This window comes from Pseudomonas sp. FFUP_PS_473, from assembly GCF_002858665.1.
Lineage (GTDB): Bacteria > Pseudomonadota > Gammaproteobacteria > Pseudomonadales > Pseudomonadaceae > Aquipseudomonas > Aquipseudomonas defluvii.
Window position 1 is genome coordinate 1 of sequence record NZ_PJQQ01000048.1, and the last position, 20404, is coordinate 20404.

Consider the following 20404-nt stretch of genomic DNA (forward strand, 5'->3'; position numbering starts at 1 on the left):
CCTCCAAGTCACCCATTCAGCCACCACAGCCAAACGGGTTGCGCTAACGCGCAACGCGCCATGCCTGGCGCACAACACAAAAGCCCGGCTAGGTTGCCGGGCTTTGATTATCACTCCTTAACGCGTATAGGAATGACAGGATGGATGAATAATGCGACATAGCGACATGCTATTGCAAGCCCTTTTGAGGGCCTTTCACGCCGCCTCGCCGGAAAGCACTCCAACTGCCTCCAGCATATGCTGCGCCTCCACCAGTGCCTCGTTGACCATCGACTCCAGGGAGTCCTTGGAGAAATGCAGCGACAAGGCCAAGGCCGCATTCGCCAACATTCACGGCACACCATCAGCCGTCGAGAAAGCCTCATTCGACCAGGTGCTTGGGATGCTTACCAAGTCGGCCAGCCAAAACGCCGCAGCAAGCGAGGGAGATTCAAATGCAGATCATCACTGACATCGAGCAAGGCACACCGGAATGGCTGGTCCTGCGACTGAGCATCATCACCTGCTCCGAACTGGACTGCTTGCTGGTCAGCGGCAAGGGTGAAGCGGGCTTCGGCGCAGCGGCCTTCACCTACATGGATCAGCTGATCGGTGAGCGCATCACCGAAGAGGCCGCCGAGATCCCTTTCCAGACCAAGGCAACCATTCGCGGCCATTAGCTGGAGGGTGTTGCTCGCAACCTGTATGAGGATCGCGAAAGCCTCAAGACTCGTTCAGTAGGGATCATCCTGAACCACGGCATCGGGTACTCGCCTGACGCTCTGGTCGGCGACGACGGCCTCACCGAGATCAAGACCAAGCTGCCCAAGTTTCAGGTCGGCGTGATTCTGGCCGGCGAGGTTCCAAAGGAACACGTAGCCCAGTGCCAGGGCGGCCTGTGGGTCTCCGAGCGCGAGTGGCTGGACTTCATCAGCTACTGGCCCGGCATGCCGCTCTTCGTCAAACGCGTGTACCGCGACGAGGCCATGATCCGCAAGCTCACCGAACGGGTGAAAACCTTCTATGAAATCCTCGACGAGCGCATGCACAAGGTGCTCGGCCTGGCCGCATAACTCAAGGAATCACGATGCCTACTCTTACCGACATCGGCCGCATCGGTCGAGACGCCGAACTGCGCTTCACGCCAAACGGCGACCCCGTCTGCAACCTGGCTATCGCCTGTGAATACGGTCGCAAGGGTCAAGACGGGAAGCGCCCTACCCAGTGGGTAGACGCAACGATCTGGGGCAAGCAGGCCGAGGCGATGGCGCCTTACCTGCTCAAAGGACAGCAAGTGCACTTCACCATCGACGATGCCCACGTCGAAACCTACACCAAGGGAGATGGCTCGCAGGGCGTGAAGCTCACTGGGCGGGTGATCATCATCAAGTTCGCAGGCAGCCCTCCCCAGCAAGGTCAGCAGGCCAACCAGCAACATCAGCAACCTCGGCAGCAGCAGAATCGCCAGCAGCCCCGACAACAAGCGCCCCAGCAAAGCCAGCAAGGCACCAACGGTCCGGACTACGACAGCTTCGACGACGATATTCCCTTCGCACCGCTGCATTGTCTCGCCGGAGCGTAGCCATGATCGCCACAATCTCCCTGCCAGTGCCCGCCGTTAAGTACGCGGCGGCCATGGCCACGTCCACTGGTCAGCCATGGGGCGTGTATCGCGGAAACAAGCGTCTACTGGTGGTTATGCCTTCTGGCTTGACGAAGAAAACGCCCATTGAGGTGTGCCACCCATGAAACCCATCCACAAGCTCACGCAGCAGCGCCGTCGGCAGTTGCATGTTCACATGCCGCCCAGCGGATTAAAGGAGGTGGTATATGGCGATGACGCAAACGCAGCGCGACGAGCGCCGCCGCTTGAAGGCCGCCAAGCTTCAGGAAGAAGACCTGCGTTTGAAGGTTCGACCAGGGACTAAGCAGGCCCTGCTGGAACTGATGGAGTGGGCCGGGATCGAGGAACAGGGCGAGGCGATGACGCTGATGATTCATCACCTGCATGGGCTTGGCCCGGGCGGCGCGTTGCCTCTGCTCACTCCACCGCGCCACAAATACGAGGTCTCGCAATCTGTGGCGCTGGAGTTCAGCCGCAAGAGCATGCTGATGATTCAGCAAGATCCGGGCGACGAGGTGATAGCTTCGGCTTGAAACCTACTGCTTGCCGGCCAGGTCATCAGCCTCTTTGACTGCTGTTTCCAGAGTATGAAGTCACGTAGGATCGGATTTTGGGCCGACTACATGATATCCCTGAACCTCTGTTTTGTTGTTCAGGAACGTCTCGACTACTTCGTACACCTTGTAGTCACCAGCCTTATGAACAACGTTTCCGCGATTTGCCATCTTGACCTCCTGGGCCAGCCCCATGCCGGCTCCTCTTCATACCGCGGAAGGCATGACCGAAAAAAGCGTTTTTAGAAGTTTCTCCGCCAAGCGCTGCCATCCAGCGCCTTCCCCTATTCAACGATAACGCCTGCCGCGCGAGAGCCAGATTTGATCAGGCAACATCAGAACCAGCCTAGGCATTTCTTCCTAGATAGATTGATGAGCGCACGCTGCAGGCTCCCAGCGCAAGGCCGAGCAGCGGAAACATATTCGTGAGCATCATGTGATGATGAATCCTCTATCAGCTCGAATAGCTTCGTTTGTAGGTCGACCCAGCATTGGGCGGTATCTGCAAAATCTTTCTCGGTAAATAGCATCTCTAGCATTGTGATATCGGATGCCAACTCGTATCGCGCTACAGGCCAATTCTCATCAAGCTGTTCTTTTTCATGGTTCGTGAGCCCATGAATCTGGTGCTCCCCATTGACTTCGCTGTCGAGGAATCTATGGATTAGGTCAGCCTTTTTGAGAGCAGAACCTATTCGCTCATATCGCTCGCTCCAGAGTTTTTCCCTTTTGGTACGAATGATGGCGAAGTAAGCGCCCACCGCAGCGCCCGCAATAGCCAAAACCAGCGGAATCCAAAATGTAACCATCGACGCTCTCCCAAGGCTCTTGCTGGTCACTCAATACCCCACTTCAACGAATCACGCCACCCCGGCGAGGATGGCGCCTGCATGGAGAAAGCCATGAACGATGAACAACGCCACCAGGAATGGATCGCTCAGCGCAAAGCCGAAGAGGCCAAGCGCCGGGAACGCGCCGCCGAATGCTTGAAGGACCACCAGTACACCGTCCTGGCCGACACCGATCAGCTGAAGGCCTGGCGTTGCAAAGCCCCGGGCACCAACTGCTACGCCTTCGACATCCTGATCACCCGCTTCGGCATTGCTACTGTCGGCGACATCGACGGCCTGACCTTCAACGTCGGACTCTCCTACGGCATCGAGTTCTTGGCCGGTGACGACATCGGCTACTACATCCACTCGAAACTCGAAGAGCATTGCCGCGAGCGCGAGTTTGATGAGGATGCCTTCCGCGCCGCACTCGTGGCGGGCGTCTGCAGCCAGATCTGCGAAAACACCCATGACGACGAAGCGCACGCTGCCCTGCCTGGGTGGATGCGTAACGACGGTGGGGTTGGTGAAGCAGGCCGATGGGACGAGCTCCGCAACCTGGTCAAAGCGCAGCTCGCCGCCATCGAATATGGCGAAGACGGCCGCGACTTCTGGGATTCCCTGAATGATCGCCTGTACGAAGCCGACCACGTCGAATGCACCGAGCAGGCCAGTCACCTCATGAGCGAGCACCACGAAGTGCTGGGCCTGAGCTGCGACTACTGGGAGATCACCATCGACAAGCCGCGAGACAGCCTTATCAACCGGCTGTATCTGATCAACCACGCCGCCAAGGCTATCGTCGCCCAGCAAGCCGAAGCAAAAGCTGCCTGACCAGGAGCGCCCCATGAGCAACTACAACTGCGACTACGTGCGGCGACACTACAACGTGCCAGCCGAGATCGGGCGCCGCGTGATCGCCAACGGCGAGCCAGGCGTAATCATCGCGGACCGCGGGCATTACATCGGCGTGATCCTCGACAGCGATCCGAAGAAGCGCATCCGCAACTACCACCCCACTTGGGAGATGCAGTACGGCGAAATGGCCGAGACACTACCGCTCAAGGAGTGGGAAGTGCTCACCAACGGGCTGTATGACTGGGATGACGTGAGGTACATGCTTGGCGATGCGCGCCACTACGTGCGGCGCATATGGGCAGCCACTCGTAGCCAGGCCAAGTACCGGGCCTATCAAGAGCTTGCCGAGTGCTTCAACGACGACGCGACGGCAATGCTCACCTTCAAGGTCCGCGCAGCAGCCTGACCATCGAGCGCTGCCAGCAAGCGCTTCAGCCGTTATCGTGATCGTACCCGCCCCCGCCGCAGACCTCCTCCTTCGATACCTCAATGGTCTTCGATGCCGGAAGCTTGGCGGCTGCCTCGCGGTCGCGCTCGACCTCTTGGCCGAAATATACGAGCCATGAGCCGTCCGGCCGCTCAATCACCTCAGCAAGGTATGAGTCAACCTCGCCTTCAGTAAGTCCAGAAGCTTTGGCGACGATCCTGTTGCGTTTCGCTTTGTCCATGCCTCCCTCCTTGGCCCGGCCCATTGCCGGGTCAGAAACAAATAGACCACTTCAACGAATCACGCCACCCCGGCGAGGGCGGCGCCTGCAATGGAGTATTCCATGACCATCACAGCGCCGGTGATCCGGTACCACGGCTCCAAGTTCCGACTGGCGTCGTGGGTCACCCAGTACTTCCCACGGCACACCTGCTACGTTGAGCCCTTCGGCGGCGCCGCCGGCGTCCTGATGCAGAAGCCACGCTCCTACGCCGAGGTGTACAACGACCTGGACGGAGACATAGTGAACTTGTTTCGCGTGCTGCAGGATCCGAAGAAGCGCACAGCGCTGTTTGAGGCGGTGGTCCTGACTCCATATGCGAGGCAGGAATTCGAGCGGGCCTGGGAGCCTGCTGAAGAGCCCGTCGAGCGCGCACGCCGGACCATCATCAGGGCGCAAATGGGCTTTGGCTCCGCCGGTGCCACCAAAGGCATCACTGGATTCCGAATCGACACCAAGCGCGAATACGGAACTGCCCAGTCACTCTGGCTCGAGTATCCGGAGTCGATCGCCGCGATCGGCCAGCGCCTCACCGGCGTCCTTATCGAAAACCGGCCCGCGATCGAGGTTATGCAGGCGCACGACGCCAGGACGACGCTGCACTACGTGGACCCGCCATACGTCCATGAGACCAGATACAAGAGCGCGGCAAGCGGGCGGTACTACCGGCACGAGATGAACGACCAGCAGCACAGCGAGCTGCTCACCTCCTTGCTCGAGCTAGAAGGAATGGTCGCGCTATCCGGCTACCCCAGCGAGCTTTACGACGACACCCTGTCCGGCTGGACAAGGCACACCACCTCAGCGCGCATTTCCGCAGGCCGTGGCACAGCCTCCCGCACCGAATGCCTCTGGCTAAACCCTGCATGCCAACGATCGATCAGCCAATTCAGCCTGTTCGGCAGTTGACCTCTACAGCGAGACCATCATGACCACAGCAATCGACCTGTTCGCCGGCCTCGGCGGATGGAGCACCGGCGCGCGCGCCGCAGGCGTCCAGGTTCTCTGGGCGGCAAACCACTGGCCTGAGGCGGTAAAGTGGCATTCAGCCAACCATCCACATGCTGAGCACGTCTGCCAAGATCTGCATCAGGCCCGATGGGAGCAGGTGCCCGCGCACGACCTGCTGCTGGCCTCGCCATGCTGCCAAGGTCACTCGAAGGCCCGGGGCAAGAAGTCGGGAAACCCGCAGCATGACTCGTCACGCTCGACAGCTTGGGCGGTTGTATCCGCCTTGGAGTTTCACCGGCCGGAAGCGGGGCTGGTGGAGAACGTAGAAGAGTTCACCGACTGGGCGCTGTACCCGGCTTGGGTTACGGCAGTTCAGGCGCTGGGGTACCAGGTCGCACCGCATGTCGTTGACTGTGCCGACCTGGGCGTACCGCAGCACCGCGTGCGGTTGTTCTTGGTGCTAACCCGCAGCAAGGCGCCACTGATGCTAGAGCTTCACCGACATCAGCATGTGCCGGCCGCCAGCTTCCTCGACTTCGATGCCGGGCGCTGGTCATTGATCGACAAGCCGGGCCGGGCCAGGGCCACCCTGGACAGAGTACGCAACGGCCGCGAGCGCTTCGGTGAGCGGTTCATCATGCCCTACTACGGCAAAGGCTCCGGCACCACCGGACGCGACATCAACCGGCCGATCGGCACCATCACTACCCTGGACCGCTGGGCACTGGTCGACGGCGATCGGATGCGGATGCTCAGCGCTGACGAGGCCCTGGCCGCGATGTCGTTTCCAGCAGACACCCTGCGTCCGGACAACCACCGGCTGACCATGCACATGGCTGGCAACGCTGTGCCGCCGCTGGCCGGGCAGCGCGTGATTGAGGCCTTACTGAAGGCAGCTTGATCTCCTTAATACGCTTGAAGCTCTATGCCATCTTTTAGTTTGATCAAGCCGCTATCACTGATAGAGATGATCTGAGCTACCGCGTCCCTTGAAGCGTTTTGAGCTGCCGTAAGTGTTGAGAACACCGGCTCTCGGATCACCGCTCGGCGCACTGACTCGCCGATCTGTACGCCAATCATTGCGGAATATCCATGATTGACTTGGCCGTCTTCCGCCCAAGCCATAACTCCATCGATCGTTCTGCCTCCAATCATCACATCCCCCTAACTATGTTCATCGAACGCTGAGCGTAGCTCGCGAGGTATCCCCATGCCCACAGAAAACCGATCCAGCAATACCGAGATGGTCAGCGCACCCTTCCAGCGAGAAGAGCGCTATGTCGTCATCAAGGTCAGCAAGATGCACCCTCACCCAGCCTTCCGAGCAAAGCACCTCAGCGCGATCAAGCGTGAACATGAAGATGCCTTGGTCGATTGTGTGGTGGTCGAGCGCGACTGGCCCGAATACGAGCAAACCTGGGCGGCCATCGAAGCGCGGGTTACCGGAAAGCCAGCCCCGCAGCCCCACGCCGAGCCGATAGCGTGGCTGAACACTGCCACCGGCAATGTAACCACAAGCTCTGTAGTGGTGATGGACTGGGATGACGAGAAGGAACATGTTCAATCGCTCTACACCCACGCCGATCCTGCCGAGGTTGAGCAGCCAAGCCAGATTGCACTGAGCCTTCAGACCAAACTCAAATCCGTGGAATCAGAGCGAGACAGGCTACGCGCCAAACTGGCCGAGCAGGAGCACTCGGCACGAGAGCTGCTGCGAATCATCGGCATGAGCGTGCAGGGTTCAGCTGCATACAATCGAGCGGTGATTGCTTTCCATGACTCCCTGAACTCCGATACAAAGCCAAATTGACCAAAGAGTACATCTGTACTCCACCTAGAAATACCCCTCTCCCCTCTATAGAACAGCCGCGATATGGCGGCCAAGGAATCCCCGTGCCTGAAGAAAAGCGTATCGATCTTGAAAGCCTTGAGCGGAAAGCCCGTGCAGCCAGTCCAGGCCCATGGGTGGTTCATGCGGACGGCATGGAATTCGGCAGCTCAGACCGCTCGACAAACCCTGGAGTCGACACCGCAGACGGACAGGTAGTCTGCTGGTGGGGGACCGGACTTTGCGGCATACCACAGAACCCTGACGCTGAATTCATCGCCAGCGCCAATCCTGAAACTGTGCTGACCCTGATAGCAGAGGTCCGCGCCCTTCGAGCTGACGCATTACGCTACCGGTGGCTGCGAGACCCGGACGGCCAGGAAGACCTTGGCAGTGAATACAACATGCCTCCCATCATCTGCGGCTATGCCGAACATGAGGACATTCTTGCCAATGAAGCGCTAGACCGCGCGATCGACCAGGGTATGGAGGCGCTCAAGTCATGACCCGCCTCGCCCTCTGCCTCCTGCTGCTGGCCACCGGCGCCAGCGCAACCGAGAACGTCATCGATGTGCAGCACGACAGCCAGCGTGGGGTTACCTGCTACCTGCTGAATGGGGTCGGCATCAGTTGCATCCCCGACAGCCAGCTACAGGCCGGCAACGAGCGCCAGCTCTCCCCGCACGAAACCCAACCCGAACCTACACCCGCACTGGCGCCTGGGCGCTGGATTGATGAGAGGTATCAGCTGTGAGCACAGAAGCAATTTCGCGAGACCAGGCGCGCGACCTTTTCGCAAAGTCCGGCCTGACCTACAGCGTGCTTTCGCCGGAAAGTATGCGAAGCCTGCGCGCCAAGATAAACGAGCGCATGGTGGACAGCGGCGTAATGAATGGCGCTCTTCGCTGCCGCCAGCGCGCCACGCTGCGCGACGGATATGCCGAGATGCGCTGCAAGGCCAGCTACTTCGATGATCGTGAGGCGATCACATTCAACCCTGACGGCTTCATCGGGTTCGCTGGGTGGGCTTCAGACGGGAATGTGCAGCCAATCCTGCAGGGGTTCGCGGCCTGGGTTAAGGAAATGGCGCCATGACCGACCTGATCGAAGTGAATACAGCCGACCTGACTGGCGAGGCGCTGGCCTGGGCGGTCGCCAAGGCCGAGAGGCTGGATGTGCATGTGGCCAAGCCGCACTACGGCGCGCCGGCCAGGGTGTTCGTGAACTATCGCGGCGAAGCAACCGAGCGGTGCGAGCGGTACAACCCGCAAGAGAGCTGGGCGCTTGGCGGTCCGTTGAAGATAAAGCACCAGATAGGTGATGGCCCAGCGCTGGGTGGCTGGACCGCCTACCCCAGCAGGCCGAATGAGCCAACCGACTGGCTGATGGGCCCGAGCCCACTCGTGGCGATCTGCAGAGCCGTCATAACCAAGATCACCGGTAATACAGTCCAGGTGCCGAAGGAGCTGATGTCATGACAGAAGTCCACCGCTACAAGGTCGTCCAGATGGTTTCAGAGAGCGGCGGCTGGATCGGCTATGACCCGCATGGCCCAGAGGTCGTGATGGCCTCGGCCTACGACCAACTCAAGGCCGAGAACGAGGCGCTGCGCAAGGATGCCGAGCGCAGCAAGCGCATGCTGTTGGATGCCTGCGTCTCTATCGGCAGCATTGGCGAAGCCCTCGGCCTGGATATGGACGCCGACGCCGACATGATGATCGGAACGGCTCGCGACCTGATCGATGGACTGAACCGCATCATCAAGGAATGCCCGCTGGGAACCCCCGGTTTTGCCATCGCCACCGAGGTGCTTGGAGAGCTTGGTGTGCAGCAGGAGGCCCAGCCATGATAGTCCTCACCTACATGGCCTATCTGATCTGGAAGGGGCCGAGGCTATGAACAGGTTCATCGCTGTGATCCACGGATGGCACGTCCATAGCAACGGCTTCAACGTGCACGAGCTAAACGCAACCAGTCATGAAGCTGCTGATGACGAAGCGTGCCTTCTTGCGGCGCGACGTGATGCCGCCTTCGACCGCACAGCCTATGTAGTGGTCGAGGTGGATGACCGTGAGCACCTACCCCGGCGCCTGACATGGCGCGAGCGCCTAACCGGCAAGATTCAGTAACCCCTCCCCCTACAACAACTCAAGCCTGCCGATAGGCGGGCATGGAGAGCTATTGCCATGATCATCGATGACGTGATGACCGACAAAATCACCCTTCACGGGCTTGGCTTTGTCCAGATCCAACTGCAGGGCAGCCAGCGACTACATGTTTGGCACCCAGAACTACCGCGCCGCAGTTGCTTCGAACACTCAGCTATCCACGATCACCGCTTCAACTTCATGTCGCGGGTTCTGGTGGGCACCCAGATCAACCACTGTTACGAACTGGTCAGCAATCCAGAAGGCGAGTTCGTGCTTTACCTGCACGAAGGCAAGCGCACTCCCGGCGGAGGTCGACCATGGACACCAGATGGCCGTGCCGACTTGGTTCACGATGTCACCTTCAAGGTCGAGGCCGGAAATGACTACAACACCCTAGCCTACGAATACCACCGCACTGAGCCAGGCGAAGACGGCCGCGTAGCCACCATCATGCAGAAGCGTGGCGATTACCCCGCAGGCGCTCACTCTACCTGCCGCTACGGAATCCAGCCCGATACCGACTTCGATCGATACCAGTGGACCCCGGCCCAGCTCTGGGAAGTTGTCCGCGACGTGCTCACCGCCTAACCCCTCCCCACCTCTGCCGCCATGCGCGGCGTGGAGCCCAATATGAAGAAAGAACTAATCAAGATCAGCGAATTTCAACGCCGAAAGTGGGGAGAGAATGGAACGCCACTCTGCTCTCAGGCAATTCGCAACCACCTGCGAAACCGGAAGATCCCGGGGGAACGGGTTGGCAACATCTGGTACGTTGACTGGGCCGCTTACCAGCGGATGACCGGCAACAACCTGGTAGACATGGTACTGAAAGGAGCTGCCTGATGGTCCCGCGCCCCAGGAACAAGGCCAACAAAGGCCTGCCGATCAATCTCTACTTCGATCAGCGCCGGGGCACCTACCGTTATCGTCGCCCCACGGATGGGAAGTGGTTTCAGTTTGGCGCTGATCGCGGCAAGGCAATCGATGCTGCACATCAGCTAAACGCTACCTTCTTGCGCGGCGCCGACCTTGTGGCCACCGTGCTCGGCGAAACAAGCGTCACCGTCACCGAGTTCCTCGAAACATACGAGCGTGATGTTCTGCCGCCGAGGGAGCTCGCCAAGGCCACGCTGGACCTTTACGCAGTCCGCTTCAAACAGGTTCGCGCCGCACTAGGTGAGCGCCCGATAGATCAAATCACCATCAGGATGATCGCTGAGTTCCTTGAGCCACTGACAGCCCGCGCCAGCAACCAGGCCCGGGCAATCCTGATCGATGTGTTCAATCATGCGGCAGCGAAAGGCCTATGCCCGGACAATCCAGCCGCAAGCACCATACCGAAAATCGAGAAGAAACAGCGCAAGCGCCATACCGTTGAAGGCCTCAAGGCGATCCGCGAAAAGTCGCCACGCTGGCTCCAAAACGCTATCGATCTGGCGCTGATCACCGCACAACGACGTGGCGACATTCTCGACATGAAGTTCGAGGACGTTCGGGACGGCTTCCTGTATGTGGTGCAGAACAAAACGGAGAAGGCTTCCGACGCGGGCTGGCTGAAGATCAAGGTCACCAGTCAGCTCAATGAAGTGCTGGCCAGATGCCGGGACGACATTCTGTCGCCATACCTGATTCATCGGCGGCCTGAGCGGAAGAAAAAACGGGAGGGGAAAGATCATTGGACGAAGGTTGATGAGCGCTTTCTCACCAGGGCCTTCAAGGATGCGAGGGATGCAGCGGGATGCTACGGCGACTTCAAAGAGGAGGAGATGCCGGGGTTTCATGAGGTTCGCGCTCTCTCACTGCACCTGTACAAGCGCGCCGGTAAGGACGGACAAAAGATCGCCGGACACACCACGGAAGGTATGACCAGGAACTATCAGAAGGACCATGCCGATGTGGTCTGGTCTGAGGTCGAAGCCGACTTGGATATTGGCGAAATCGCCCAATAGTTTTGCGCCAGTTTTGCGCGGGTTTTGCGCAGGCACAAAAAAGCCGATCCAGCTGATCGGCTTAAGTGTCTGATTTTACTCAGGAATATTGGTCGGGACGGAGTGATTCGAACACTCGACCCCTTGCACCCCATGCAAGTGCGCTACCGGGCTGCGCTACGCCCCGACTGGGCTTTAAACCCGCTCTCGATGTTGCTGAGAACGTTGAAGAATGTACCTTAAGCTTTTGAATTTTGGAAGTATTATTTTCCTGATCCTTTGCCGGGTTATTTCTTCAGAACCACCAGCACATCTTCCAGTTCAACAATCATTTGCCGAATCAGTTGTTTGTACTGGGTGGTGTCATCCTTGGCCTCATCACCCGACAGGCGCAGGCGCGCGCCGCCGATGGTGAAACCCTGGTCGTATAGCAAGGCGCGGATCTGCCGGATCATCAGCACGTCTTGGCGCTGATAATACCGGCGGTTTCCGCGGCGCTTGACCGGGTTGAGTTGAGGAAATTCCTGCTCCCAATAACGAAGCACGTGCGGTTTTACCGCGCATAGCTCGCTGACTTCACCAATGGTGAAGTAGCGTTTGCCAGGAATCGGCGGAAGCTCGTCGTTATGACTTGGTTCCAGCATAAGCCTCAACTCGGGCTTTCAATTTCTGCCCTGGACGAAAGGTGACGACGCGACGTGCCGTGATCGGGATCTCTTCACCCGTTTTCGGGTTGCGGCCCGGCCGCTGGCGCTTGTCACGCAGGTCGAAATTGCCGAAACCGGACAATTTGACCTGCTCGTTGTCTTCAAGAGCGTGCCTGATTTCCTCGAAAAACAGTTCGACCAATTCCTTGGCTTCACGTTTATTCAGGCCCAGCTCCTCGTACAGCCGTTCGGCCATTTCAGCTTTCGTCAGAGCACCCATACGCTATTTCCTTAACGTGGTGTTCAACCTTTGTTCGAGCGAGGTGAGGATGTCTTGAGTCGCAGCGTTCACCTCATCGTCATTAAGAGTGCGCGATGGATGCTGCCAGGTCAAGCCAACAGCCAGGCTTTTTCTATCGGGATCAATGCCTTTACCCTGATAGACGTCAAACAGCCTGAGGTCTGTAAGCCACTCGCCTGCATTTTCACGGATTACCTCAAGCACTGCGCTCGAAGCTACATCACGTCCTGCAATTAAAGCCAGGTCACGACGTACTTCCGGGAATTTCGACAGCTCGTGGAACTTCGGCAGGCGGCCTTCAACCACATCGCCCAAGACCAGTTCGAAAACAAACACTGGACGATCCAGACCCAGGGTTTTCGCAAGTTCTGGGTGGATGGCGCCCAGGTAGCCTACTTCGCGACCATCACGCTCGATGCGTGCGGTCTGGCCTGGGTGCAGTGCCGGGTGCTTGCCAGCGGCAAAGGTGAAATCACCCAGCGAACCAGAGAAGCCCAACAGTGCTTCAACGTCTGCCTTCACATCGAAGAAATCGATGCTGTCGCGGCCATTGGCCCAACCTTCAGGCATACGGCTACCGCAGACCACGCCGGCAAGCATGGGTTGTTGCTGCAGACCGTCCAGCTGACCAACGAAGCGCTGGCCGCTTTCGAACAGGCGCACACGATCCTGTTGGCGGTTAAGGTTGTGCTGCAGGGCCTTGACCAGACCTGGCCACAGGGAGGCACGCATGGCCGCCATGTCGCTGGAGATCGGGTTGGCCAGCAGCAGCGGCTCGACGCCTGGGCTGAACAGCTCAAACAGTTTAGGGTCGATAAAGCTGTAGGTGATCGCTTCCTGATAGCCACGGGCAACCAGCAGACGACGCAGTGCTGGCAGCTCGCCACGCGACTCGGCACGGGCTTGCGGCGCCAGGCGTGCTTGCGGGTAACGAACCGGCAGACGGTTGTAGCCGTACAGACGGGCCAGCTCTTCGATCAGGTCAACTTCCAAGCTGATGTCGAAACGATGACTTGGCACCTCGACCTGCCACTGCCCTGCTCCACCTGAGGTTTTCAGACCCAGGGCATTGAGCAGGCGCTCGACTTCGGCGCTGTCCATTTCCATGCCCAGCATCTGATTGATGCGGTCGGCACGCAGGGTGATCGGCGCAACGTTTGGCAGATGCTGCTCGCTGACCGCCTCGATGACCGGGCCGGCTTCGCCGCCAACGATCTCCAGCAGCAGGCCAGTAGCACGTTCAATGGCTTCCTTGGCCAGTTGCGAATCGACACCGCGTTCGTAGCGGTGCGAGGCGTCGGTATGCAGGCCGTAAGAACGAGCCTTGCCAGCCACCGAAATCGGCTCGAAGAAGGCGCTTTCCAGGAAGATGTCACGGGTAGTCGCGGAAACACCGCTGTGCTCGCCCCCCATTACACCCGCAATGGCCAGAGCGCGCTCATGGTCGGCAATGACCAGGGTGTCGCTACGCAGCGCAACTTCCTGACCATCCAGCAGGACCAGCTTCTCGCCCTCTTCGGCCATGCGCACACGGATACCGCCGTTGATTTCGGCGAGATCGAATGCATGCAACGGCTGACCCAGTTCAAGCATCACGTAGTTGGTGATGTCGACGGCAGCGTCGATACTGCGAACATCGGCCCGGCGCAGGCGCTCGACCATCCACAATGGGGTCGGACGCGACAGGTCGACGTTACGGATAACACGCCCCAGGTAACGTGGGCAGGCAGCCGGGGCCAGCACCTCGACCGAGCGAACGTCATCATGGGTCGGAGCAACGGCAGGCACAGCCGGGCGGGCAACGGGCGCGTCATACAGGGCGCCGACTTCACGGGCCAAGCCAGCCAGGGACAGGCAATCGCCACGGTTCGGGGTCAGGTCGACCTCGATGCTGGCGTCGTCCAGGTCCAGGTACTCACGGATGTCCTGGCCAACCGGTGCATCGGCAGCCAGCTCCAGCAGACCATCGTTTTCTTCACTGATCTGCAGCTCGGCAGCCGAGCACAGCATGCCGTTGGACTCAACGCCACGCAGCTTGGCTTTCTTGATCTTGAAGTCGCCCGGCAGTTCGGCACCGATCATGGCAAACGGGATTTTCAGACCTGGACGAACGTTGGGTGCGCCACACACGACCTGGAAGGTCTCGCTACCGTTGCTGACCTGGCAGACACGCAGCTTGTCGGCATCCGGGTGTTGTTCGGTGCTCAGCACCTCGCCTACAACGATGCCACTGAACTGGCCGGCTGCCGGGGTGACGCTGTCGACCTCAAGGCCAGCCATGGACAGACGAGCAACCAACTCGTCACGGGATACCTGCGGGTTGACCCAACCGCGCAGCCACTTTTCACTGAATTTCATTCTGCTCTCCTGAAAGATTCGTTACGGGTGCGCGACCTAGCGAAATTGCGCAAGGAACCGCAAATCGTTGTCGAAGAACAGACGCAAATCGTTGACGCCGTAACGGAGCATGGCCAAGCGCTCGGCACCCATGCCGAAGGCGAAGCCCTGGTACTCTTCAGGGTCGATGCCAGACATGCGCAGGACGTTCGGGTGGACCATGCCGCAGCCCATGACTTCCAGCCAGCCGGTCTGCTTGCAGACACGGCAGCCTTTGCCGCTGCACATCACACACTGAATATCGACTTCAGCCGACGGTTCGGTGAAGGGGAAGAACGACGGACGGAAACGTACCGCCAGCTCTTTCTCGAAGAACACGCGCAGGAATTCTTCGATGGTGCCTTTGAGATCGGCGAAATTGATCCCGCGATCAACCAGCAGGCCTTCGACCTGGTGGAACATCGGCGAGTGGGTCAGGTCCGAGTCGCAACGGTAGACGCGACCAGGGCAGACAATGCGGATAGGCGGCTGAGTGGACTCCATGGTCCGCACCTGCACCGGCGAGGTGTGGGTACGCAGCAGCATGTTCGCATTGAAATAGAAGGTGTCATGCATTGCCCGCGCCGGGTGGTGGCCAGGAATGTTGAGCGCTTCAAAGTTGTGGTAGTCGTCTTCGACCTCTGGGCCTTCGGCGATGCCGTAACCGATATGGGTGAAGAACTGCTCGATCCGCTCCAAGGTACGGGTGATCGGGTGCAAACCACCGGAAGTCTGGCCACGGCCCGGCAGGGTCACGTCAATGCATTCGGCAGCCAGACGAGCACTGAGCTCAGCCTCTTCGAAGGCGGCCTTGCGGGCATTGAGCACCTCGGTAACACGTTCCTTGGCGTCGTTGATCAGCGCGCCGACTTTCGGGCGCTCTTCGGCTGGCAGGTTGCCCAGGGTCTTCATCACCTGAGTCAGCTCGCCCTTCTTGCCAAGGAATTGAACCCGGATCTGCTCCAGGGCATTGATGTCTTCAGCGCGCTCCACAGCATCCAGGGCTTGGGAGACCAGCGCATCCAGGTTTTCCATGTACAGACTCCAGATACGAAATAGGGGAAGAGCTTACAGGCTCTTCCCCTATTTATGACGTTTAACATTCGCCGCCAATGTCGACGGCGAATGATTGTCGTGGGTACTTAAGCCAGAACGGCTTTAGCCTTCTCGACAATCGCAGCAAACGCCGCTTTTTCGTTCACTGCCAGATCAGCCAGAACCTTACGGTCGATCTCGATGGACGCTTTTTTCAGACCAGCGATCAAACGGCTGTAAGACAGACCGTTGTTACGAGCACCAGCGTTGATACGAGCGATCCACAGAGCGCGGAACTGACGCTTCTTCTGACGACGGTCGCGGTAGGCGTATTGGCCTGCCTTGATGACCGCTTGCTTGGCAACACGGAATACGCGCGAGCGAGCGCCGTAGTAGCCTTTAGCCAGTTTCAGGATTTTCTTGTGACGCTTACGAGCGATGACGCCACGCTTTACACGAGCCATGAGTAACTTCCTCTATCTTTGACCGAAATTAACGTACGCGCAGCATGCGCTCGACTTTTGCAACGTCAGACGGGTGCAGCAGGCTGCTACCACGCAGTTGACGCTTACGCTTGGTCGACATTTTGGTCAGGATGTGGCTCTTAAAAGCGTGCTTGTGCTTGAAGCCGGAAGCGGTTTTCAGGAAACGCTTCGCGGCACCGCTTTTGGTTTTCATTTTTGGCATGTTCGGATACTCCGCATTCAGTGGATAAACATAACCGCAAGGCCTGCCGTGCCCTGGTGGTTATTTCTTTTTCTTGGGGGCGATGACCATCAAAAGTTGGCGTCCTTCCATCTTAGGATGCTGTTCGACGGTTCCGTATTCCGCGAGATCAGCTTCGATCCGCTTCAACAGTTCCATACCCAGCTCCTGGTGAGCCATCTCACGACCACGGAATCTCAGAGAGATTTTGGTCTTGTCCCCATCAGTAAGGAAACGTACCAGGTTGCGTAGTTTTACCTGGTAATCCCCTTCCTCCGTCCCTGGACGAAACTTAATTTCTTTAATCTGGATGATCTTCTGGTTTTTCTTCGCTGCAGCCTGCTGCTTTTTCTTCTCGAAAAGGCTCTTGCCGTAGTCCATGACTCGGCAGACAGGCGGGACTGCGTCGGCAGAAATTTCTACCAGATCCAGCTTCGCTTCTTCAGCGATACGAAGCGCTTCATCAATCGAGACGATGCCAATCTGCTCGCCGTCAGCGCCAATTAACCGAACCTCGCGTGCCGAGATATTCTCGTTGATCGGGGCCTTCGGTGCAGTTCGTTTATCTTGTCTCATATCACGCTTAATAATGATTACTCCGATTCTTGGCGACCACGCCGGGAAACCGCTTGTGCGAGGAATTCAGCGAATTGCGCGACAGGCATCGAGCCCAGGTCAGCACCTTCACGTGTACGCACAGCGACGGTTTGTGTTTCGACTTCCCGGTCCCCAATAACCAAAAGGTAGGGAACCTTGAGCAACGTATGCTCGCGGATTTTAAAGCCGATCTTCTCATTTCTCAAGTCGGACTTGGCACGGAATCCGCTTTCATTGAGGGTTTTTTCAACATCCAGCGCAAATTCTGCCTGTTTGTCGGTGATATTCATGACCACCGCCTGCATTGGCGCCAGCCAGGCAGGGAATGCACCCTCATAGTGCTCGATCAGAATGCCGACGAAACGCTCGAAGGAGCCCAGAATGGCACGGTGCAGCATGACAGGATGCTTGCGACCGTTATCTTCGGACACGTACTCAGCGCCAAGACGGATCGGCAAGTTGAAGTCGAGCTGCAGGGTACCACACTGCCAGACACGACCGAGACAGTCTTTCAGCGAGAACTCGATCTTCGGCCCGTAGAAGGCGCCTTCACCTGGCTGCAGATCGTAGGCCAGACCAGCGCTGTCCAATGCAGAGGCCAGTGCACCTTCGGCGCGATCCCACAATTCATCGGAGCCAACACGCTTTTCAGGACGCGTGGAGAGCTTGAGCTCGATGTCCTTGAAGCCGAAATCGGCGTACACGTCCAGGGTCAGCTTGATGAACGCAGCGGCTTCGGCCTGCATCTGCTCTTCGGTGCAGAAGATGTGGGCGTCGTCCTGGGTGAAGGCGCGCACACGCATGATGCCATGCAGCGCACCGGACGGCTCGTTACGGTGGCAAGCACCGAACTCGGCCAGACGCAGCGGCAGCTCACGGTAGCTCTTCAGGCCTTGATTGAACACCTGCACGTGGCATGGGCAGTTCATCGGCTTGATCGCGTAATCGCGGCTTTCCGACTCGGTGGTAAACATGTTTTCGGCGTAGTTGGCCCAGTGCCCGGATTTCTCCCACAGGGTACGATCGACCACTTGCGGGGTCTTGATCTCCAGGTAGCCGTTGTCACGCTGCACCTTGCGCATGTACTGCTCAAGCACCTGGTACAGGGTCCAGCCATTCGGGTGCCAGAACACCATGCCCGGGGCTTCTTCCTGGGTATGGAACAGGCCCAGGCGTTTGCCAAGCTTGCGATGGTCGCGCTTTTCAGCTTCTTCGATGCGCTGGATATACGCAGCCAGCTGCTTCTTGTCTGCCCAGGCAGTGCCGTAGACACGCTGCAGCTGCTCGTTCTTGGCATCGCCGCGCCAGTAGGCACCGGACAGCTTGGTCAGCTTGAACGACTTGAGGAAACGGGTGTTCGGCACGTGCGGGCCGCGACACATGTCAACGTATTCTTCGTGGTAGTACAGGCCCATGGCCTGCTCGTTCGGCATGTCTTCGACCAGGCGCAGCTTGTAGTCTTCACCACGTGCCTTGAACACCTCGATGACCTCGGCGCGCGGGGTAACCTTCTTGATGACGTCGTAGTCGGTGTCGATCAACTGCTGCATGCGCTGCTCAATTGCAGCCATGTCATCAGGGGTGAACGGACGTTCATAGGCGATATCGTAATAGAAGCCTTCGTCAATGACCGGACCGATCACCATCTTGGCGGTCGGGTACAGCTGCTTGACGGCGTGACCGACCAGGTGAGCGCACGAGTGACGGATGATCTCCAGCCCCTCTTCGTCCTTGGGGGTAATGATCTGCAGGCGGGCGTCGTTCTCGATCAGATCGCACGCATCGACCAGCTTGCCGTCGACCTTGCCGGCGACGGTGGCTTTGGCCAGACCTGCACCAATGGATGCTGCGACCTGGGCGACGGTAACCGCCTGGTCGAACGAGCGTTGACTGCCATCGGGAAGAGTAATAATGGGCATGGCGCCTCCTCTCCTAGTGGTGACCCCTACCAAAGGTCACGTGGGTTGGGATGAGCCAGTACGCGATCCGCCCCTGTCTTTCAAAAAGAAAGCCTGTCTCACAGTGACAGAAGCCAACGGCCTGCCAGGGAACGAACCAGAGTGACTGGAGGTAAAAATCTATAAGCCGCCGATGCTAACACAAAGCGTTTTACGGATCGCGGCTCACACGCCACAACACGCAGAAATAATTCTGTTTTTTCGGAAGTGGTGAACCAGAGCGGATTTTTCCTCTCAGAGTCTAAAGAAGCGTCCTACTCTTGAATGACCCGATCGAATAGGAGTGTCCGGCATGCGAATTCAGTCCCTACTGGCCATGGCCACCGCAGGCGTGTTGCTGTTGCCCCTGAGCGTCCAGGCGGGCGCCTGGCCTGCCGGCAAGAAAGGCGATTACCTGGATCAGTGCATTACCGCCGCCGCCGCGCAACCCGGCATGACCATGACCACGGCCAAAAAACACTGTGATTGCGGTGCAAACGCCATCGAGAAAAACTTCACCACCCAGGAAATCGAGCAACTGGACAGCAGAACCGGTGTGGATGCAGCCCTCGTGAAGCGAGCCCAGGATGCGGTCAGAGCCGCCTGCGCCCCCAAAAAATAGGCTCAAAACAGAGAATCCGACAATAAACTTGCCTCAGATCAGCATTATGCAAAGGTAAAAGCCGCCACGGACGCATATTTAGACTATGATACCCCCGTGCACCCTGTTGGCCTCGGCAACACCGCACTATTGAAAATCATGTTTCCTGGAGATACACCCATGTCCAATCGCCAAACCGGCACCGTAAAGTGGTTCAACGATGAGAAAGGCTTCGGCTTCATCACTCCTCAAGGTGGCGGCGACGACCTGTTCGTTCATTTCAAGGCCATCGAATCTGACGGCTTCAAGAGCCTGAAAGAAGGCCAGACCGTTTCCTTCGTTGCCGAGAAAGGCCAGAAGGGCATGCAGGCTGCACAAGTTCGCCCTGAGTAATCAGTACGAATTAAAAAACCCGTCCTGGTGACGGGTTTTTTTGTGCCTGAAATTCGAACGTGTCAGCCGCAGTTGACGCGGATAACGACGCCGCGTTCATCGGTATTGAGATTCAACCGCTCGGAACGGTACTCCAGGGTCATGATGTCGTGCGGCGAGAGCACACGTGCCAACTGCGAACCACTGGCCTTGCGCGCCTGCTCCAGCAGTTGAGCGGACGCCTGCTTGCCGACGGCGAATTCAGCGGCACTGGCCTGGCAACGACCATCGCTGTTCACTGGCGCGGACACTTCAGGCGCCTTCGTTGAAGAACCGGTGGCACTGCAACCTGCCAGAACGACAGCCGCCAACATACCGGCCAAAGATGCACGAATGCGGAACATGAACTCTCCTTTTAAAACCA

General features: G+C 58.4%; 30 protein-coding genes, 1 tRNA gene and 1 pseudogene. 19 read left to right on the forward strand and 13 right to left on the reverse strand.

Annotation, left to right across the window (positions count from 1 at the left end; all coding sequences use genetic code 11):
* Positions 1 to 195: 195 nt before the first annotated feature.
* Complete coding sequence (locus CYD26_RS25615; RefSeq protein ID WP_256588062.1) at positions 196 to 330, reverse strand: hypothetical protein; 135 nt, start codon at positions 328 to 330, stop codon at positions 196 to 198.
* A 104-nt stretch (positions 331 to 434) separates the two neighbouring features.
* Between CYD26_RS25615 and CYD26_RS22590 the strand changes: the two are divergent.
* The 3 genes and pseudogenes from CYD26_RS22590 (at position 435) to CYD26_RS22600 (ending at position 2136) form a co-directional block, all read left to right on the forward strand.
* A pseudogene (locus CYD26_RS22590) lies at positions 435 to 1052 on the forward strand (lambda exonuclease family protein).
* A gap of 14 nt (positions 1053 to 1066) precedes the next feature.
* Positions 1067 to 1561 carry a single-stranded DNA-binding protein gene (locus tag CYD26_RS22595; protein ID WP_102053719.1) on the forward strand — a complete coding sequence of 165 codons (495 nt, stop codon included), beginning with the start codon at positions 1067 to 1069 and terminating at the stop codon, positions 1559 to 1561.
* A 248-nt stretch (positions 1562 to 1809) separates the two neighbouring features.
* On the forward strand, positions 1810 to 2136 hold the full coding sequence (locus CYD26_RS22600; protein WP_102053720.1) for a hypothetical protein: 327 nt from the start codon (positions 1810 to 1812) through the stop codon (positions 2134 to 2136).
* A gap of 356 nt (positions 2137 to 2492) precedes the next feature.
* Here the strand turns inward: CYD26_RS22600 and CYD26_RS22605 are convergent, their stop codons facing one another.
* Positions 2493 to 2966: a hypothetical protein gene (locus tag CYD26_RS22605; protein ID WP_102053721.1), complete on the reverse strand. Its 474-nt coding sequence runs from the start codon at positions 2964 to 2966 to the stop codon at positions 2493 to 2495.
* Between the two features lie 93 nt (positions 2967 to 3059).
* Here CYD26_RS22605 and CYD26_RS22610 point away from each other — a divergent pair, with 93 nt between their 5' ends.
* Together CYD26_RS22610 and CYD26_RS22615 are read left to right on the forward strand one after the other, a co-directional pair.
* On the forward strand, positions 3060 to 3821 hold the full coding sequence (locus CYD26_RS22610; protein WP_102053722.1) for a hypothetical protein: 762 nt from the start codon (positions 3060 to 3062) through the stop codon (positions 3819 to 3821).
* A 13-nt stretch (positions 3822 to 3834) separates the two neighbouring features.
* Positions 3835 to 4251, forward strand: a complete 417-nt coding sequence (locus CYD26_RS22615) for a hypothetical protein (RefSeq protein ID WP_102053723.1) — start codon at positions 3835 to 3837, stop codon at positions 4249 to 4251.
* Positions 4252 to 4276: 25 nt separating this feature from the next.
* Here the strand turns inward: CYD26_RS22615 and CYD26_RS22620 are convergent, their stop codons facing one another.
* Complete coding sequence (locus CYD26_RS22620) at positions 4277 to 4513, reverse strand: hypothetical protein (RefSeq protein WP_102053724.1); 237 nt, start codon at positions 4511 to 4513, stop codon at positions 4277 to 4279.
* 102 nt (positions 4514 to 4615) lie between these two features.
* Here CYD26_RS22620 and CYD26_RS22625 point away from each other — a divergent pair, with 102 nt between their 5' ends.
* The 12 genes from CYD26_RS22625 to CYD26_RS22680 all read left to right on the forward strand — a co-directional run bounded on the left by CYD26_RS22625 (position 4616) and on the right by CYD26_RS22680 (position 11430).
* Entirely contained in the window at positions 4616 to 5461 is an 846-nt protein-coding gene (locus CYD26_RS22625; RefSeq protein ID WP_102053725.1) for a DNA adenine methylase, read from the forward strand.
* 19 nt (positions 5462 to 5480) lie between these two features.
* Positions 5481 to 6404: a DNA cytosine methyltransferase gene (locus CYD26_RS22630; protein ID WP_102053726.1), complete on the forward strand. Its 924-nt coding sequence runs from the start codon at positions 5481 to 5483 to the stop codon at positions 6402 to 6404.
* A 309-nt stretch (positions 6405 to 6713) separates the two neighbouring features.
* Positions 6714 to 7313: a hypothetical protein gene (locus CYD26_RS22635; RefSeq protein ID WP_145991815.1), complete on the forward strand. Its 600-nt coding sequence runs from the start codon at positions 6714 to 6716 to the stop codon at positions 7311 to 7313.
* 83 nt (positions 7314 to 7396) lie between these two features.
* Positions 7397 to 7837, forward strand: coding sequence for a hypothetical protein (locus CYD26_RS22640; RefSeq protein ID WP_102053728.1), 441 nt, complete (start codon positions 7397 to 7399; stop codon positions 7835 to 7837).
* Positions 7834 to 8085: a hypothetical protein gene (locus tag CYD26_RS22645; RefSeq protein ID WP_024086938.1), complete on the forward strand. Its 252-nt coding sequence runs from the start codon at positions 7834 to 7836 to the stop codon at positions 8083 to 8085. Before CYD26_RS22640 ends, CYD26_RS22645 begins: the two co-directional genes overlap by 4 nt.
* Complete coding sequence (locus CYD26_RS22650; protein ID WP_102053729.1) at positions 8082 to 8426, forward strand: hypothetical protein; 345 nt, start codon at positions 8082 to 8084, stop codon at positions 8424 to 8426. Before CYD26_RS22645 ends, CYD26_RS22650 begins: the two co-directional genes overlap by 4 nt.
* Entirely contained in the window at positions 8423 to 8809 is a 387-nt protein-coding gene (locus tag CYD26_RS22655) for a phage protein NinX family protein (protein WP_102053730.1), read from the forward strand. The genes CYD26_RS22650 and CYD26_RS22655 overlap by 4 nt, the downstream gene beginning before the upstream one ends.
* A complete protein-coding gene (locus CYD26_RS22660) occupies positions 8806 to 9180 on the forward strand; it encodes a hypothetical protein (RefSeq protein ID WP_102053731.1) in 375 nt (124 codons plus the stop codon). The genes CYD26_RS22655 and CYD26_RS22660 overlap by 4 nt, the downstream gene beginning before the upstream one ends.
* Before the next feature lie 46 nt (positions 9181 to 9226).
* Positions 9227 to 9460, forward strand: coding sequence for a hypothetical protein (locus CYD26_RS22665; RefSeq protein ID WP_102053732.1), 234 nt, complete (start codon positions 9227 to 9229; stop codon positions 9458 to 9460).
* A 57-nt stretch (positions 9461 to 9517) separates the two neighbouring features.
* Positions 9518 to 10069, forward strand: coding sequence for a hypothetical protein (locus tag CYD26_RS22670; RefSeq protein ID WP_102053733.1), 552 nt, complete (start codon positions 9518 to 9520; stop codon positions 10067 to 10069).
* Positions 10070 to 10111: 42 nt separating this feature from the next.
* Positions 10112 to 10324, forward strand: a complete 213-nt coding sequence (locus CYD26_RS22675; RefSeq protein ID WP_102053734.1) for a hypothetical protein — start codon at positions 10112 to 10114, stop codon at positions 10322 to 10324.
* On the forward strand, positions 10324 to 11430 hold the full coding sequence (locus CYD26_RS22680) for a tyrosine-type recombinase/integrase (RefSeq protein ID WP_102053735.1): 1107 nt from the start codon (positions 10324 to 10326) through the stop codon (positions 11428 to 11430). The genes CYD26_RS22675 and CYD26_RS22680 overlap by 1 nt, the downstream gene beginning before the upstream one ends.
* 89 nt (positions 11431 to 11519) lie before the next feature.
* Here CYD26_RS22680 and CYD26_RS22685 read toward each other — a convergent pair.
* The 9 genes from CYD26_RS22685 to thrS form a co-directional block, all read right to left on the reverse strand.
* Positions 11520 to 11596, reverse strand: a tRNA-Pro gene (locus CYD26_RS22685).
* 100 nt (positions 11597 to 11696) lie between these two features.
* A complete protein-coding gene (locus CYD26_RS22690) occupies positions 11697 to 12053 on the reverse strand; it encodes a MerR family transcriptional regulator (protein WP_010222411.1) in 357 nt (118 codons plus the stop codon).
* Positions 12034 to 12336 carry an integration host factor subunit alpha gene (gene ihfA / locus CYD26_RS22695; RefSeq protein WP_002553164.1) on the reverse strand — a complete coding sequence of 101 codons (303 nt, stop codon included), beginning with the start codon at positions 12334 to 12336 and terminating at the stop codon, positions 12034 to 12036. Before ihfA ends, CYD26_RS22690 begins: the two co-directional genes overlap by 20 nt.
* Positions 12337 to 12339: 3 nt before the next feature.
* The gene (pheT, locus tag CYD26_RS22700) at positions 12340 to 14715 is read right to left on the reverse strand and encodes a phenylalanine--tRNA ligase subunit beta (protein ID WP_102053736.1); all 2376 of its coding nucleotides are present in this window, start codon (positions 14713 to 14715) and stop codon (positions 12340 to 12342) included.
* Positions 14716 to 14751: 36 nt separating this feature from the next.
* On the reverse strand, positions 14752 to 15768 hold the full coding sequence (gene pheS, locus CYD26_RS22705) for a phenylalanine--tRNA ligase subunit alpha (protein WP_065760827.1): 1017 nt from the start codon (positions 15766 to 15768) through the stop codon (positions 14752 to 14754).
* Positions 15769 to 15875: 107 nt separating this feature from the next.
* Positions 15876 to 16232 carry a 50S ribosomal protein L20 gene (gene rplT / locus CYD26_RS22710; RefSeq protein ID WP_009394046.1) on the reverse strand — a complete coding sequence of 119 codons (357 nt, stop codon included), beginning with the start codon at positions 16230 to 16232 and terminating at the stop codon, positions 15876 to 15878.
* A 28-nt stretch (positions 16233 to 16260) separates the two neighbouring features.
* Positions 16261 to 16455, reverse strand: coding sequence for a 50S ribosomal protein L35 (gene rpmI, locus CYD26_RS22715; protein ID WP_009394045.1), 195 nt, complete (start codon positions 16453 to 16455; stop codon positions 16261 to 16263).
* Between the two features lie 60 nt (positions 16456 to 16515).
* A complete protein-coding gene (infC, locus tag CYD26_RS22720; RefSeq protein ID WP_176717451.1) occupies positions 16516 to 17067 on the reverse strand; it encodes a translation initiation factor IF-3 in 552 nt (183 codons plus the stop codon).
* Positions 17067 to 18989: a threonine--tRNA ligase gene (thrS, locus tag CYD26_RS22725; RefSeq protein WP_065760829.1), complete on the reverse strand. Its 1923-nt coding sequence runs from the start codon at positions 18987 to 18989 to the stop codon at positions 17067 to 17069. Before thrS ends, infC begins: the two co-directional genes overlap by 1 nt.
* 331 nt (positions 18990 to 19320) lie before the next feature.
* On the opposite strand from thrS, the gene CYD26_RS22730 reads away from it, so the two are divergent.
* Together CYD26_RS22730 and CYD26_RS22735 are read left to right on the forward strand one after the other, a co-directional pair.
* The gene (locus CYD26_RS22730; protein WP_102053737.1) at positions 19321 to 19629 is read left to right on the forward strand and encodes a hypothetical protein; all 309 of its coding nucleotides are present in this window, start codon (positions 19321 to 19323) and stop codon (positions 19627 to 19629) included.
* A gap of 159 nt (positions 19630 to 19788) precedes the next feature.
* Positions 19789 to 20001: a cold-shock protein gene (locus CYD26_RS22735; protein ID WP_003179963.1), complete on the forward strand. Its 213-nt coding sequence runs from the start codon at positions 19789 to 19791 to the stop codon at positions 19999 to 20001.
* A gap of 62 nt (positions 20002 to 20063) precedes the next feature.
* Here CYD26_RS22735 and CYD26_RS22740 read toward each other — a convergent pair whose 3' ends face one another.
* Entirely contained in the window at positions 20064 to 20384 is a 321-nt protein-coding gene (locus tag CYD26_RS22740; RefSeq protein WP_065760831.1) for an I78 family peptidase inhibitor, read from the reverse strand.
* Positions 20385 to 20404: the final 20 nt, after the last annotated feature.